Consider the following 13,727-nt stretch of genomic DNA (forward strand, 5'->3'; position numbering starts at 1 on the left):
GATGAGGTTGACCGCGTACCGCCGCTGGCGAGGAAGGGTTGAGCACGCACCGCCACCGAGTTCGCCGGGGCGTCCTCAGACCACTAGGGTCGCACCATGGCCAGCACCGTGACCCATGTCGTGACCGCCGAGCACACCGCACGGGCGGTCGGCAGCGGGGACCTGGAGGTCCTCGGGACCCCCGTCGTGATCGCCTGGCTGGAGGAGGCGACCTGCGCGGTCCTCGACATCGACGAGCGGCAGACGAGCGTCGGCACGCGGATCGAGGTCGACCACCGTGCTCCGAGCGCGATCGGAGCGACCATCACGGCCACCGCCTCCCTCGCCCATCAGGACGGCCGGCTCCACCGCTTCCAGGTCGCCGCCCACGACGAGCACGGCACCCTCGTGGCCGCCGGTGAGATCCGGCGCATCGTCGTGGACCGGGAGCGATTCAACGCCCGTGTCCCCGATGTGGGAAACTAGGGCACCGAAGCGTCGAGATCAGGAGGACCTCATGGGTAAGACCGGCCGCAAGCGCCGCGCGCGTCGCAAGAAGAACGCGAACCACGGCAAGCGCCCCAACGCGTGAGTCGTCACTGACGTCCGAGAGCCCCACCCCCGGTGGGGCTCTCGTCATGTGAGGGTAGCCTTACTCGCATGCCACGACTACGCCGCGATGTCGAGATGTTCCCCATCAGCCTGCGCGAGCTGGAGGTGGCCGCCGTCCACGACGTGACGCCGGGCATGCGGCGCATCACCTTGCGCGGCGAGCAGCTGCGCGCCTTCACCACGCCCGACGGCATCGACGTCCCGGAGCTGCGCAACGACGGCTTCGATGATCACGTCAAGGTCTTCGTTCCCGGCGCGGGCGAGGAGCGGCCGGTGCTCCCGGTACAGGTCGAGGGCCACCTGGACTGGAAGGCACCTGACACCCGGCCGATCGCCAAGGACTACACTCCGCGACGCTGGGATCCCGAGGCCGGGGAGCTCGACCTGGATTTCGTCCGCCACGAGGCCGGCTTCGCCACTCGCTGGGCCGAGAACGTCCGCGTCGGCGACTCGGCCTGGATCGCGGGTCCGAAGATGTCCTCCGCAGTCCCCCACGATGTCGACTGGCTGCTCATCGCCGGCGACGAGACGGCCCTTCCGGCCATCGGACGACTGCTGGAGGAACTGGACCCCTCCATGCCGGCGACGGTGTTCGTCGAAGTCGCCGAGGCGGGACATGAGCAGGAACTGCGGGTGGGGCCCAACACGGAGCTCACCTGGCTGCATCGCGACGGCGCGGAGCCCGGCACCACCGATCTGTTGGAGAAGGCGATCCGCGAGCTGGACTGGCGCCCGGGCGATGCCTACTGCTGGGTGGCCGGCGAGGCCGCGACGCTCAAGCCGATCCGTGCCCACCTGGTCCACGAGCGTCAGGTCCCGCGCGACTGCCTCGATCTGACCGGGTACTGGCGCCGTACCGAGGTGACCACCGACGACTCCGGCGTCCCGACCGACGATGTCGCCGATGACGAACGCATCGCCCGCCACGAGCGCCTCCACGAGCTCACCGATCTGACGACACCGTTCGCGATCCGGGTCGCCGTCACCACCGGCGTGATCGAGGCGCTCGACGCCGAGCCGCAGTCGGCCGAGACCCTCGCCTCCCGGCTGGGTCTCCACGCCCCTTCACTGCGAGCCCTGCTCGACGTGCTGGTCGCCGAGCAGATCGCCACGTTCGAGGCGGGAGTCTACGGACTCGACCTGATGGGGTCCGAGATGGCCGGGGACGGACATTCCCTCGAGGAGTACCGCCTCGACGGCATCGAGGCGATGCTCCACCTGAGCATCGCCGATCTCCCCGATGTCATCGTGAACGGCCGACCGACCCGCACGGTGGCCGAGCGCACCGCGGACGACCCCGACCTCGTCGCGTCCCTGCGGCGGTTGGGCGAGGAGAACACCCAGTGGGTGGCACCGTCGATCGCTCAGCGCCATGACTGGACTCGCTATGAGCACGTCGTCACGCTCGGCCCGGGGGCGGGTCACGTGCTCGAAGCGGTGCTGCGGCAGGCGCCGGACATCACGGCGACGCTCGTGGGCCTGCCGTCCGAGCTCGAGGTCGTCTTCGCCGAATCGCTGACTCAGGCCGGGCGAGTGACGGCCCATCGCGCGCATCCGCTCGCCCCGCTCTCGGTCACCGGCGACGTGGTCCTGACGGTGGATCTCCTGAAGACTCTCGCCGATGCGGACGCGGCGTTGGCGCTCGGCCAGTTCACGGCGCGGCGGATCGTGCTCGTCGAACGAGTGGCCGACGACCCCCACGATCACGAGGAGGCCGCCGCACAGCTCCTGCACTGGTGCGCTCACGGAACGGGTCTGCGCGACGAGGCATCACTGCGCGCCCTCGTCGCGGACTCGCCGTACACGATCGTCGACGAACGCGACGCGGGCTGGGGCGTGCGCCTCTACACCCTCACCCGCTGAGTGGGGGTACCTCCCACGAGCGCAGCGAGTAGGGGGAACGTTTGGACGGTGACATCGGGCATTCGACCGTCCAAACGTCACACTCACCGAGGACTCACGCTCAACGAGAAGACGGTCAGTCGGCTTGTTCGCGGAACTCGACGTGGACGGTGCGGATCGACAGCAGGACACGCTCGCGCAGGGGCGGCGGCGCCGTCTCGCTGCACGAGCGCGAGAGCAGCGCCTTGACGAGCACATCGATCTCGTACTCGGTCAGGCAGTCGCGGCAGTTGTCGATATGCGCCTGGATCTGCTCGCAGCTGGCGTCCTCGAGTTCATGGTCGATGAACAGGTAGAGCTTCTGGAGCGCTTCCGTGCACTCGGGTCCGTCGCACTGGCTCATGCCGCCACCGCCTCACAGAAAAGAACGCTAGGCCGATGGCGGCATTCGTCAGTACCCATCGTTCGCTCGCTGCGCTCGCTCATGCCGCCACCGCCACAGGAAAGAACGCTAGGCCGATGGCGGCATTCGTCAGTACCCATCGTTCGCTCGCTGCGCTCGCTCATGCGTCGTCACCCGCCTTCGCGACGGCCATGCCGCGGCCCCGGGCGTAGTCGGTCAGCATCTCGCGCAACTGGCGACGGCCGCGGTGCAGGCGCGACATCACGGTGCCGATGGGCGTGTCCATGATCTCGGCGATCTCCTTGTACGGGAAACCCTCGACATCGGCGAGATAGACCGCGTAACGGAAGTCCTCCGGCAGCGCCTGGAGCGCCTCCTTGACGTCGCTGTCAGGCATCCGCTCGAGGGCCTCCATCTCCGCGGACTTCAGTCCGCTCGACGTGTGCGCCTCCGCGGCGGCTACCTGCCAGTCCTCGATCTCCTCGGTGACCTGCTGCGGCTGACGCTGCTTCTTGCGGTACGAGTTGATGTAGGTATTGGTCAGGATCCGGTACAGCCAGGCCTTGAGATTGGTGCCGGGCTTGAACTGGTGGAACGAGCTGAACGCCTTGGCGTAGGTCTCCTGGACGATGTCCTCGGCATCGGCGGGATTGCGCGTCATGCGCAGCGCCGCCGAGTACAGCTGATCCAGGAACGGCAGAGCATCGGCCTCGAACCGCGCTTGGCGCTGTTCGGGGGTTTCCTCGTTGAGTACGACGTCGTCGGTGGCCATCTCCTCGAAGTCTACGGGGATCGGCCTCTCAGGACACGCGAGCATCGACTACCTCCTCTGCAGCAACAACGCGCGGACCCGCCGGCCTATTCCGCCGCGACCGGCTCGACCAGTTCGGGACCGTTGTTGCGCACGTTGTTGACCGCGAGCGAGACCGGCCAGGCGTCGAGCACCCCGGGCGTGGCGGGGACGAGTTCCGGCAGCAGCTGCGCGCCGGGCACGTCGCGATCCAGCCAGTCGTCACCGATGCCGGAGGGAACCAGCAGCGGAGCGCGGTCGTGCAGCCGTCCGTCGTCACCCTCCGCCGACGTCGTCAGGATGCTGTAGCTGAGCACCCAGGTGCCCTCCGGGTCCTTCCAAAACTCGTAGATCCCGGCGAGCCCGAGTCCTGCACCCTCCCGGCCGGTGAGGTAGAAGGGCTGCTTGCGCGGTTTCGCTCCATCGGCACCGGCCTGGGGCTGATACCACTCGTAGAACCCGTCGGCGGGCACCACGGCACGACGAGAGGCGAAGGCCCTCCGGAAGGACGGCTTCTCCGCGACGGTCTCAGAGCGGGCGTTGATGAGCTTGTTGCCGATAGAGGGGTCCTTGGCCCAGGAGGGGATCAGTCCCCAGCGCGCCGTCACGACCTCTCGCCAGGATCCCGACTCGTCCCGCCGGCCCACGATGAGAGGCTCAGGCTTGGTGGGCGCGGCGTTGTAGTCCGCCTCGGCCTCGACGTGCAGGTCGCCCAGCCTCGCCTCGAAGTCCCGTTCCAGTTGCGACGACGTTCGTGACGTCGCGTATCGGCCGCACATGTCGTCATGGTGCCAGCCCCATCCAGCGAGTCGCCTGACGGATGTGGAGTCCTTGCCTAGGATGAGAGGCAGACGACGCCGACCCCGGGGACAGTATGAGAGCCGACGACGCCCAGCGCACTTCGCAGCGCAGCGATGAGGCGTTGGTCAGTGCTGCCCAGGCGGGGGACGCCACCGCTTACTCAGCGCTCTTCGATCGTCACCGCCCGGCTGTCGAGCATCTCGCGGTCTGCCTGACCCGTGAGCGAGCCTCCGAGGCGCTCGTCGGCACCGTGTTCGCCGAAGGGCTGTCCCGCGTGCTCGCCGGAGAGGCCGACGATGCGGCGATCCGCCCATGGCTGCTCGGACTCACGCTCGATGCCCACGGCGCGGTGTCTCCCGACTCCGCGGCGTCGCGTGCCTGGCAGAGCCTGACACCGGTTCATCGCACGGTCCTCTGGCACACGGTCGTCGAGGAGGCTCCGGCCGCCGAGACGGCCCTCGTGGCCGGCGTCCGGCCCCAAGAGATCCCCGCGCTCCGGGCCGGAGCGGAGACCGCCCTGCGGACGGCCTATCTCACTCGCCAGCGCGAGGATGCCGCCGCCCTGCATGCGCGCACCCATCTGGACGATCTCTCGGCCCACGCCGACGCGTGCGCCACGTGCCTCGGCCTGTGGTGGGCCGTCGAGGACCTCACCCATGCCCACGAGCTGGCCGCAGCGACCCTCGGGCCCGTGGCGGGACGCTACCTGCGCGAGCCCACCTCACGGCGCGCCGCTCCTGTGCGTCCGCGCTGGGTGCCCGCGGTTCTCATCGCCACCGCCGCCACCCTCCTCGCGGCCACGAGCGCGGGCGCGCTCGCAGTCGCCCAGTGGGGCCCTTCCAGCGTCCCCACCGCGTGGGGTGGTCTTCCGTCCGTGCCGAGCGCCAGCGCCTCTCCCACACCGGATCCCGAGACCCCTGAGGAGCCCACGCCGGAGAGCACCGAACCCACCACGGCCGAGCCCTCGCCGGACGACGAGGACACGCCCGAACCCTCGACCGAAGCCCCTGCGCCCTCGACACAGCCACCCGACGCTCCTCCACCGAGCGCGCCGCCCGCCGCCATGGGCGTCGGCTTCGCCTTCGGCGATCCGGACCGGCTCGCCACCGGGGGCCAGCGCCTCGTCCGCATGAATCTGCAGCTGGTCGGCGAGCAGGCCTCGCCGGGCGCCCGACAGGTCACAGTGCGCTTCGATATCGACACGACCTTCAGATTCTCCGGCGCCTCCGGCCTCTCCTGCGCCCCGTCCTCGAGTGCAGTGACCTGCACCCGGACGCTGCGGCCCGGTGAGACCGCTCGGGCCTCGGTGACGGTGGTCGCCGATGAGGTCCGTGGCCGGGCCCACGTGTGGTCGAGCGATACGTCGGGATCGCCGCGCGGCCATTCCTTCTCCTTCGGCCCGTGGGCCGGCGGGGAGACCCCGCCGCCCAAGCCCGGGCCCGTCCCCGAGGACACCCCAGGGCCCAGCGGCGGCGACGCCCCGACCTCGGGTGATGACGACACGCGTCGTCCAACCACGGAGTGACCCCGCCACGGCCGACGGATGAGCGACTCAGGTCGCGGATGCCGGGCTCGTCCGGGTGCGGTAAGAATGACCTATGACGCTTCTGCGCACCGTAGCCCGGCCCATGCTCGCCACTATGTTCGTCTACGGCGGCACGATGGCGCTGCGCAACGCCTCCGCGATGGCTCCCAAGGTCGAGCCGATCGCGGACGCGGCGCGCTCGATCGCCCCTGCCGCCCCCGTCTCGGCCACGAACCTCGTACGGCTCAATGCCGCCGTGCACGTCGCCGCCGGACTGGCCTTGGCCACCGGGCGCTTCCCGCGCGCGAGTGCCCTGGCGCTCGCGGCGACGATGCCCGCCACCACAGCGGTGGGACACCAGTTCTGGAACGAGACGGATCCGGATGCACGACGCAACCAGGCGATCCACTTCGCCAAGAACGTCTCGATGACCGGTGGTCTGCTGTTGTCGACCCTCGACCCTGACCCCAAGAAGCGCTGGATCGGCGCCCGTGCCAAGAAGAAGGTGGTCGACACCGGGCACGCCATCGCCGATCAGGTCGATGACCTGCGGAGCTGAGGCGTGACCGACTGGCCCGCTCCCGTTCGCAGCCGTCCCCTTGGGGCCGATGTCACCATCCCGGGCTCGAAGTCACTCACCAACCGCGTACTCGTCCTCGCCGCACTCGGCGAGGACGAGTCGCGTGTCGAGCGGCCGCTCGTCTCGCGCGACACCGACCTCATGGCCGCGGCACTCGAATCGCTCGGGGCCCAGATCGAGCGCCAGGCACAGCAGTGGACCATCCGCCCCATCGAGTTCGGGGATGCCCCGGTCGAGATCGATTGCGGCCTGGCCGGTACCGTCATGCGCTTCGTTCCTCCCATCGCGGCCCTCGGACACGCCCCAGTGACCTTCGACGGCGACCCTCGGGCGCGCGAACGGCCGATGACAGGCACCATCGCCGGCGTGCGAGCCCTCGGCGCGGAGGTCGATGACCAGGACCGAGCCAGCCTCCCCTTCACCGTGCGTCCGCAGCCGGATGCCCGCGGCGGCGAGATCGCGATCGATGCATCGGCATCGAGTCAGTTCGTCTCGGCACTGCTGCTCGTCGGCGCACGGTTTCCCGACGGGCTGCGGATCCGGCACATCGGCGATGCCCTCCCCTCGCAGCCTCATATCGAGATGACCATCACCCAGCTGCGCGAGCGCGGCGTGCGGGTCGATGCCGGGACCTCCAGCTGGACCGTCCACCCCGGTCCGATCGCCGCACGGGACGTGACGATCGAGCCCGACCTGTCGAATGCCGGGCCCTTCGTCGCCGCGGCCCTGGTCACGGGCGGGAGGGTTCGCGTCCACCAGTGGCCCGAGGACACCGACCAGGCCGGCGACGCCTGGCGGTGGATCGTCCCCGCCTTCGGAGGCTCGGTGCATCGCGACGACGACGCCCTGGTGTTCTCGAGCGACACCGCACTCACGGGCGTGGATCTGGATCTCCACGATGTCGGCGAGCTGACGCCGGTGGTCGCGGCGCTCGCGGCCCTGGCCGACGGCCCCTCGACGCTACGAGGGATCGCCCATCTCCGCGGGCACGAGACCGACCGGCTCGCCGCGCTCGCCACCGAGATCAACGCCCTCGGAGGTGAGGTCACCGAGACCGCCGACGGCCTGCGCATCGTGCCGCGGCGGCTGCACGCCGGGGTCTTCGGCACCTACCACGATCACCGCATGGCCCACGCCGCGGCGGTGCTGGGACTCGCGGTCCCCGGCCTGGTGGTGGCGGACATCGAGACCACGGCGAAGACCTACCCGGACTTCCCCGCCGACTGGACGGAGCTGTGCCGATGACTCGTCGCGAGCGCGACGAGCACGAGGCCTATGACCGCCCCCGGCGGCGCGGAAGCCGCCCGCGCACCAAGGAGCGCCCGGACTACGACGATGCCGCGGTGGCCCAGGTGGTCACGATCGATCGTGGCCGTTACACCCTCGACCTCGACGGCGGCCCCGTCACGGCGATGAAGTCACGGCCACTGGGCAGGCAGGGCGTGGTCGTCGGAGACGAGGTGCGAGTGGTGGGCGATCTCTCCGGACGTGACGGCACGCTCGCGCGGATCGTCGAGGTCCTCCCTCGTCGCACCGTGCTGCGCCGCACGGCGGACGACGACGAAGCCCTCGAGCGGGTGGTCGTCGCGAATGCCGACCAGCTGGTGATCGTCCAGGCCCTCGCCGACCCTCCCCCGCGCGCCGGGCTCATCGATCGATGCCTGGTCGCCGCCTACGATGCCGGGATCGAGCCTCTGGTGTGCTTCACCAAGGCCGACCTCGGCTCCCCCGAGGAGATGCTCACGCTGCTCGATCCGCTCGACGTCCGGGTCGTCGTGACCCATCGTGGTGGGGATCTCGATGAGCTGCGAACCCTGTTGCGCGATCGCACAAGCGTGCTCGTCGGGCACAGCGGCGTCGGCAAGTCCACGCTGGTCAACGCCCTCGTGCCCCAGGCGGACCGCGCGACCAGCCATGTCAACGAGGTCACCGGCCGGGGGCGCCACACCTCCACCTCCGCGCAACTGCTGCGGCTGCCGTTCCCGGGGTCGATCATCGACACGCCCGGGATCCGCTCGTTCGGGCTGCGGCATGTGGAGACCGATCACATCATCCGTGCCTTCGACGATCTCGATGCCGTGGCGCGCGACTGTCCACGAGGATGCACGCATCTGGCCGAGGAGCCCGAGTGCGCACTCGACGCGGCGATCGCGGCCGGCGAGCTGCCCCGCGCCCGGGTCGAGTCCTTCCGGCGCATCCTGTCCAGTCGATCGCTCGCCACCGACTACTGACGCCTGACGCCATTGGGCGGTGCGTCATCCCGCACCCGAGGGCCTGATCTGCGTGCTGACGCACCGCCCACCTGCCTTCGCGCGGGCCGCCCGGGCGTTTCGTTACGCTGAGCCCATGGCCACCCCGTACTTGGACGACCTGCGTCTCGCGCACGTGCTGGCCGACTCGGCCGACAACCTCAGCATGGACCGCTTCGGCGCGGTCGATCTCAGCGTCTCGACCAAGCCCGACCTGACCTATGTGACGGAGTCCGACCGAGCGGTCGAGGCGACGATCCGGCGCACCCTCGCCTCGGCCCGCAGCCGCGATATCGTGCTCGGCGAGGAGGAAGGCGAGACCGAGGGCACCGCTTCCTCGTCCGAGCGGCGCTGGATCGTCGACCCGATCGACGGCACCTCGAACTTCGTGCGAGGCGTGCCGGTGTGGGCGACCCTCATCGCGCTGGAGGAGGCGGGCGAGATCGTCGTGGGCTGCGTCTCCGCACCCGCCCTCGGCCGCCGCTGGTGGGCTTCGAAGGCCGGCGGCGCGCACACAGGCAAGTCACTGTTGAGCTCGCGTCAGATCGAGGTCTCGCAGGTGACCGACCTCTCCAACTCGTCGATCTCCTACTCCTCACTCGGCGGTTGGGCCGAGATCGGCAAGCAGGCCGAGTTCCTCGAACTCCTCTCGCGGGCGTGGCGCACGCGGGCCTACGGCGACTTCTGGTCGTACATGCTGCTCGCCGAGGGTGCCGTGGACGTCGCCGCCGAGCCCGAGCTGAACCTGTGGGACATGGCCGCGCTCGACGTCATCGTGCGAGAGGCCGGTGGCACCTTCACCGGACTGGACGGCCACCCCGGACCCTGGGGCGGAAACGCACTGGCCACGAACGGTCGCCTGCACGACGCCTCGATGGCGTTCGTCGGCTACTTCCCCGATGACGAGCCCGACCCGGACGACAACGTGCGCCACCTCGACTTCGGTCGACACTAAGAGGCTCCGTCGTGTGATCTGAGCTACACTCGCTGCACCCGGAGGTGTTCCATGCGAGTCAACGATGTCCTGACCTCGAAGGGAAGCGACGAGGTCTTCACCATCAGTCCCGATGCCAGCGTGTCGCAACTGCTCGACGTGCTCGCCGAGCTCAATATCGGCGCGCTCGTCGTCCGCCGCGATGACGATGACGCGATCGCCGGCATCGTGTCCGAGCGCGATATCGTGCGCAAATTGCGGGGCGTGGAGGATCCGCGCACCGCGACCGTGGCCACGATCATGTCCGAGCAGATCCAGGTCTGCTCACCGGAGACCCCGCTGGCCGAGCTCACCGCCACGATGACCGAGTACCGGGTCCGCCACGTCCCCGTCGTCGACGACGGGCGACTGGTGGGGCTGGTGAGCATCGGCGATGCCGTGAAGTACCGCATGGACCAGCTGCAGTTCGAGCGCGACCAGCTCGAACAGTACGTCCAGGGCTGAATCCCCGTGTTCTCGATCACCTCTCTTGTCGTCGACACTATTTCGATATATCGTTAATGTGACGACGATACGAAAGGAGGTCCCCCATGGGACCCCACGACACCCCTGGACGCGCACCACGCCGTCCATTCAATCCCCACGAGATGGATCAACACCTCGAACACCTCGCCCGCTTCGGGTTCGGAGGTCCACGCGGACGGCGAGGACGCGGCGGACGACGAGGACGCGGCGGCGATGTCCGCGCGGCGGTCCTCCTCCTCCTCGAGGAGTCGCCCATGCACGGCTACCAGCTCATCACCGAGATCGGCGAGCGCAGCGAGGGCGAATGGACACCCAGCCCCGGCTCGGTCTATCCGGTCCTCCAACAGCTCGAGGACGAAGGACTCATCACCTTCGAACGCGTGGAGGGTCGCAAGACCGCGCAGCTCACCGAGGCCGGCCGTGCCTACCTCGAGGAGCATCGCGAGACCTTCGGCACGCCGTGGCAGGTGGCCGAGGAACGGGGCGGGCAGCCCGCACGCGAGTCCGCCGAGTCCCTGCGGTCGCTGATCGGCGCCTGGACGCAGGTCATGCAGGCAGGAACGGACGAGCAGCGCCAGCAGGCCTCCGAGATCCTCGCGGATGCCCGCAAGTCGCTGTACCGCGTCCTCGCCGACGCATGACGGCCCGGCGCGTCCGGATCCCCGACGACGAGCTGAACTGGAAGTTCACTCGCTCGTCGGGGCCTGGCGGCCAGCACGTCAACACCAGCGACACCCGTGTCGAGCTGCGCTGGTCGCTGGACCGCACCACGGTTCTCGACGAGGCGGAGAAGCAACGTGTCCGCGAACGGCTGCGTTCCCGGCTGCGAGACGGCACCATCACCGTCGTCTCCTCGCAGTACCGTTCACAACACCGCAACCGCGAGACCGCACGGGCACGTCTGATCGACCTCGTGGAAGCGGCGATCACACCGGCCAAGCGCCGTCGGCCGACACGCGTCTCCAAGGCCGCCGATCAACGCCGGCTCGATGCCAAACGGCGCCGCGGCGACATCAAGCGTCAGCGCCGTATGGAACCCTGAGTCCCATGCCAGCCCTTCGCTTGCGCGGTCGCGAGGTCGAGCGCGATCGCGCTCTGGTCATGGCGATCGTCAACCGCACACCGGATTCGTTCTTCGATCGCGGCGCCACCTTCGAGCCGTCGCGTGCCATCGACGCGGTCGCCCGGGCGATCGACGAGGGCGCCGACATCGTGGACATCGGCGGCGTCAAGGCGGGCACAGGCGACGAGGTCACCGTCACCGAGGAGATCAGCCGGACCGTACCCTTCATCGAGACGGTGCGCGACCGCTTCCCGGACGTGGCGGTCAGCATCGACACCTGGCGCGCCGAGGTCGGTGATGCCGCCGTACGCGCTGGCGCGGATCTCCTCAACGACACCTGGGCGGGTGTCGACCCGGCTCTGGGAGTGGTCGCGGCCGACCACGGCTGCGGCTATGTGTGCTCCCATACCGGCGGCGTCCGCCCTCGCACCGATCCGATCCGTGCCCGGTACGACGATGTCGTCGCCGACGTGATCGACGAGACCACGGCGGCAGCGGAGCGTCTCGCGGGACTCGGCGTCCCGCGCGAGGGCATCCTCATCGACCCGACCCATGACTTCGGCAAGAACACCTTCCACGGGCTCGAGCTCCTGCGCAGGACCGACGAGCTGGTCGCGACGGGCTGGCCCGTGCTCATGGCGTTGAGCCGTAAGGACTTCGTCGGCGAGACCCTCGACCTCGGCGTCGGAGACCGCCTCGAAGGCACCCTGGCGGCGACGGCGATCGCGGCGTGGAAGGGCGCGGCGGTCTTCCGGGCCCATGACATCGTCGCGACCCGGCGAGTCCTCGAGATGATCGCGACGCTGCGCGGTGAACGCCCTGTCGCCCGCCCACGCCGCGGTCTCGCTTGACCCAGGGCGGTCCTGCCCTCCCCACGCGCGGTCTCGTCCCCGAGGCAGCCTGACGGAGGATGTGTCTTCGTGGCGGCTATAGCAACCACCGAGTCACATCTACTGTCATCGCCGGGACGAAGGATGTGACTCTGTGGTTGCCATGACGACCACAGAGTCACATCCTTCGTCGCCCGGCACACACCATGCGGGTCGTCAGCGCTTCAGGAAGCGGGCGATGTGGTCTCCGGCCTCCTCGGTCGCGACGATCGAGGAGATCGACTCGGCCTCGGCCTCGAGATGCGCGGAGAGCGGGCGCTCCCACGACGACCGCACCAATCGGCGGGCCTCGCCGATCGCCGTCATCGGACGATCGGCCAACGATCCCGCCACCTCGGCCACCGTCGCGTCCAGCGCGTCGTCAGCGCAGAGGCGGCCGACGATTCCCCAGTCCCGCGCCTCCGGCGCCGGGAGCGGCCGCCCCGACACGATCAGGTCGAGAGCCCGCTGCTGACCGACCGCCCGCGGCAACAGCCAGGACATCCCGCCATCGGGAGTCAGACCGACCGACGTGTAGGCGGTGACGAACTTCGCCGACTCGGTGGCCACCACGAGGTCGGCCCCCAGCGCGAAGGAGAAGCCGATCCCCGCCGCGGCTCCCTGGACGGCGACGATCAGCGGCTTCGGGAGAACCTGCATCGCCTCGACCGCACGGTGCGCGGAGTCCACCAGCTCACGCAGATAGGCACTGCGATCGTCCTCGCCCACCATCGCCGCGAGGTCGCCGCCGGCACAGAACACCCGGCCGTTGCCCCGCAGCACCACGGCACGCACCCGCTCGTCGGCGCCCATCGCCTCCACCGCGGCCTCCAGGGCGCGCGAGGTCGGCAGATCGAGGGCATTGGCATCCGTGGGGCGGTCGAAGGTTACGTAACCAACGGCCCCCTCCACGGTCGTCGTCACTGTCGGTCGGTCATCGTTCATCGGTGTCGTCCTTCCTGGGCGCCGGCCGTCAAGAGGGCGGCGAGTTGGTGATAGGCCGAGGCATCGTCGAGGCCGGTCAGTGCCTCGATCTCCCCGCGATGGATGGCTTCCATGAGCTGGCCCGCCACGGCACCGGCAAAGGCCGAGGTCAGCGGGCCGGGCGCGTCGTCGATCGCCCGCACGAGCTGCTGAACCCGCCGTGCCGCGTACTGAGTGTTCTGCCGATAGATCTCCCCCGCCGGCTCGAAAGCATCGAGATCGGCGAAGAACCGCGGGGAGGCAGGGCGCAGCTGTGCCGCGATCGCCTCCAGGTAGAGGCTCACCGCCTGCGGGCTCTCCTCCTGGCCGGCGATGGCGTCCTCGACCCTCTCGGTCGCGCGGCGGAAGAAGGCGCGGACTGCGGTGACGATGATGCGCTCCTTGCTCCCCGCGATGGCGTAGAGCGTCGACTTGGAGCATCGCAGGCGGGCGGCGAGATCCGCCATGCCGAAACGGAGGAAGCCCTCGGCGAGGTAGAGAGCGATGAGGTCCTCGACGAGTGCCTGGCGAGCGCTCTCGCCTCGACCTCGCGACACCGTCTCGCTGTTCACGTCGGCGAGAGTACCCGATA

17 protein-coding genes are annotated in these 13,727 nt (G+C 69.5%); 12 read left to right on the forward strand and 5 right to left on the reverse strand.

The genetic code is table 11. The features are described from left to right. The first annotated feature begins 96 nt into the window (after nt 1-96). The 3 genes from JL108_RS05950 to JL108_RS05955 all read left to right on the forward strand — a co-directional run bounded on the left by JL108_RS05950 (nt 97) and on the right by JL108_RS05955 (nt 2,454). Nucleotides 97-465, forward strand: a complete 369-nt coding sequence (locus tag JL108_RS05950; RefSeq protein WP_205197497.1) for a thioesterase family protein — start codon at nt 97-99, stop codon at nt 463-465. Nucleotides 466-496: 31 nt separating this feature from the next. Continuing rightward, nucleotides 497-571: a 50S ribosomal protein bL37 gene (locus JL108_RS20590; protein WP_373887156.1), complete on the forward strand. Its 75-nt coding sequence runs from the start codon at nt 497-499 to the stop codon at nt 569-571. Between the two features lie 68 nt (nt 572-639). Continuing rightward, nucleotides 640-2,454 carry a siderophore-interacting protein gene (locus tag JL108_RS05955; protein ID WP_205197498.1) on the forward strand — a complete coding sequence of 605 codons (1,815 nt, stop codon included), beginning with the start codon at nt 640-642 and terminating at the stop codon, nt 2,452-2,454. Nucleotides 2,455-2,569: 115 nt separating this feature from the next. Here the strand turns inward: JL108_RS05955 and rsrA are convergent, their stop codons facing one another. The 3 genes from rsrA to JL108_RS05970 all read right to left on the reverse strand — a co-directional run bounded on the left by rsrA (nt 2,570) and on the right by JL108_RS05970 (nt 4,405). Then, on the reverse strand, nt 2,570-2,836 hold the full coding sequence (gene rsrA, locus JL108_RS05960; RefSeq protein WP_143911749.1) for a mycothiol system anti-sigma-R factor: 267 nt from the start codon (nt 2,834-2,836) through the stop codon (nt 2,570-2,572). Nucleotides 2,837-2,996: 160 nt separating this feature from the next. After that, nucleotides 2,997-3,608 carry a sigma-70 family RNA polymerase sigma factor gene (locus tag JL108_RS05965; protein ID WP_185972960.1) on the reverse strand — a complete coding sequence of 204 codons (612 nt, stop codon included), beginning with the start codon at nt 3,606-3,608 and terminating at the stop codon, nt 2,997-2,999. 86 nt (nt 3,609-3,694) lie between these two features. Further along, nucleotides 3,695-4,405 (reverse strand): SOS response-associated peptidase, encoded by a 711-nt coding sequence (locus JL108_RS05970; RefSeq protein ID WP_143911753.1) that lies wholly within the window; start codon nt 4,403-4,405, stop codon nt 3,695-3,697. Between the two features lie 95 nt (nt 4,406-4,500). Here JL108_RS05970 and JL108_RS05975 point away from each other — a divergent pair, with 95 nt between their 5' ends. The 9 genes from JL108_RS05975 (at nt 4,501) to folP (ending at nt 12,154) form a co-directional block, all read left to right on the forward strand. Next, nucleotides 4,501-5,952, forward strand: coding sequence for an RNA polymerase sigma factor (locus tag JL108_RS05975; RefSeq protein ID WP_205197499.1), 1,452 nt, complete (start codon nt 4,501-4,503; stop codon nt 5,950-5,952). Nucleotides 5,953-6,025: 73 nt separating this feature from the next. Then, entirely contained in the window at nt 6,026-6,511 is a 486-nt protein-coding gene (locus tag JL108_RS05980) for a DoxX family protein (protein ID WP_205197500.1), read from the forward strand. A gap of 3 nt (nt 6,512-6,514) precedes the next feature. After that, nucleotides 6,515-7,777, forward strand: a complete 1,263-nt coding sequence (aroA, locus tag JL108_RS05985; RefSeq protein WP_205197501.1) for a 3-phosphoshikimate 1-carboxyvinyltransferase — start codon at nt 6,515-6,517, stop codon at nt 7,775-7,777. Then, nucleotides 7,774-8,763: a ribosome small subunit-dependent GTPase A gene (rsgA, locus tag JL108_RS05990; RefSeq protein ID WP_205197502.1), complete on the forward strand. Its 990-nt coding sequence runs from the start codon at nt 7,774-7,776 to the stop codon at nt 8,761-8,763. Before aroA ends, rsgA begins: the two co-directional genes overlap by 4 nt. Before the next feature lie 115 nt (nt 8,764-8,878). Beyond that, nucleotides 8,879-9,736, forward strand: coding sequence for an inositol monophosphatase family protein (locus JL108_RS05995; RefSeq protein ID WP_205197503.1), 858 nt, complete (start codon nt 8,879-8,881; stop codon nt 9,734-9,736). 51 nt (nt 9,737-9,787) lie between these two features. Continuing rightward, a complete protein-coding gene (locus JL108_RS06000; RefSeq protein ID WP_143911763.1) occupies nt 9,788-10,219 on the forward strand; it encodes a CBS domain-containing protein in 432 nt (143 codons plus the stop codon). A gap of 143 nt (nt 10,220-10,362) precedes the next feature. Further along, nucleotides 10,363-10,881, forward strand: a complete 519-nt coding sequence (locus JL108_RS06005; protein WP_205197504.1) for a PadR family transcriptional regulator — start codon at nt 10,363-10,365, stop codon at nt 10,879-10,881. Then, nucleotides 10,878-11,282, forward strand: a complete 405-nt coding sequence (gene arfB, locus JL108_RS06010) for an alternative ribosome rescue aminoacyl-tRNA hydrolase ArfB (protein WP_205197505.1) — start codon at nt 10,878-10,880, stop codon at nt 11,280-11,282. The genes JL108_RS06005 and arfB overlap by 4 nt, the downstream gene beginning before the upstream one ends. A gap of 5 nt (nt 11,283-11,287) precedes the next feature. Then, the gene (folP, locus tag JL108_RS06015; RefSeq protein WP_205197506.1) at nt 11,288-12,154 is read left to right on the forward strand and encodes a dihydropteroate synthase; all 867 of its coding nucleotides are present in this window, start codon (nt 11,288-11,290) and stop codon (nt 12,152-12,154) included. 195 nt (nt 12,155-12,349) lie between these two features. On the opposite strand, the gene JL108_RS06020 is transcribed toward folP, so the two are convergent. Then, nucleotides 12,350-13,117 (reverse strand): enoyl-CoA hydratase/isomerase family protein, encoded by a 768-nt coding sequence (locus JL108_RS06020; protein ID WP_205197507.1) that lies wholly within the window; start codon nt 13,115-13,117, stop codon nt 12,350-12,352. Next, nucleotides 13,114-13,707 carry a TetR/AcrR family transcriptional regulator gene (locus tag JL108_RS06025; protein ID WP_240190715.1) on the reverse strand — a complete coding sequence of 198 codons (594 nt, stop codon included), beginning with the start codon at nt 13,705-13,707 and terminating at the stop codon, nt 13,114-13,116. Before JL108_RS06025 ends, JL108_RS06020 begins: the two co-directional genes overlap by 4 nt. Between the last annotated feature and the right edge of the window lie 20 nt (nt 13,708-13,727).

The organism is Aeromicrobium sp. YIM 150415 (assembly GCF_016918125.1).
GTDB lineage: Bacteria > Actinomycetota > Actinomycetes > Propionibacteriales > Nocardioidaceae > Aeromicrobium > Aeromicrobium piscarium.

Excerpts from the sequence above, each read along its gene's own strand:
- JL108_RS05980 (WP_205197500.1), top strand. The coding sequence starts at position 6,026 with ATGACGCTTCTGCGCACCGTAGCCCGGCCCATGCTCGCCACTATGTTC.
- arfB (WP_205197505.1), top strand. The coding sequence starts at position 10,878 with ATGACGGCCCGGCGCGTCCGGATCCCCGACGACGAGCTGAACTGGAAG.
- JL108_RS06020 (WP_205197507.1), bottom strand. The coding sequence starts at position 13,117 with ATGAACGATGACCGACCGACAGTGACGACGACCGTGGAGGGGGCCGTT.
- JL108_RS05970 (WP_143911753.1), bottom strand. The coding sequence starts at position 4,405 with ATGTGCGGCCGATACGCGACGTCACGAACGTCGTCGCAACTGGAACGG.
- folP (WP_205197506.1), top strand. The coding sequence starts at position 11,288 with ATGCCAGCCCTTCGCTTGCGCGGTCGCGAGGTCGAGCGCGATCGCGCT.
- JL108_RS05965 (WP_185972960.1), bottom strand. The coding sequence starts at position 3,608 with ATGGCCACCGACGACGTCGTACTCAACGAGGAAACCCCCGAACAGCGC.
- JL108_RS06005 (WP_205197504.1), top strand. The coding sequence starts at position 10,363 with ATGGATCAACACCTCGAACACCTCGCCCGCTTCGGGTTCGGAGGTCCA.
- JL108_RS05995 (WP_205197503.1), top strand. The coding sequence starts at position 8,879 with ATGGCCACCCCGTACTTGGACGACCTGCGTCTCGCGCACGTGCTGGCC.
- rsrA (WP_143911749.1), bottom strand. The coding sequence starts at position 2,836 with ATGAGCCAGTGCGACGGACCCGAGTGCACGGAAGCGCTCCAGAAGCTC.
- JL108_RS05955 (WP_205197498.1), top strand. The coding sequence starts at position 640 with ATGCCACGACTACGCCGCGATGTCGAGATGTTCCCCATCAGCCTGCGC.
- JL108_RS05950 (WP_205197497.1), top strand. The coding sequence starts at position 97 with ATGGCCAGCACCGTGACCCATGTCGTGACCGCCGAGCACACCGCACGG.
- JL108_RS05975 (WP_205197499.1), top strand. The coding sequence starts at position 4,501 with ATGAGAGCCGACGACGCCCAGCGCACTTCGCAGCGCAGCGATGAGGCG.
- JL108_RS06000 (WP_143911763.1), top strand. The coding sequence starts at position 9,788 with ATGCGAGTCAACGATGTCCTGACCTCGAAGGGAAGCGACGAGGTCTTC.
- rsgA (WP_205197502.1), top strand. The coding sequence starts at position 7,774 with ATGACTCGTCGCGAGCGCGACGAGCACGAGGCCTATGACCGCCCCCGG.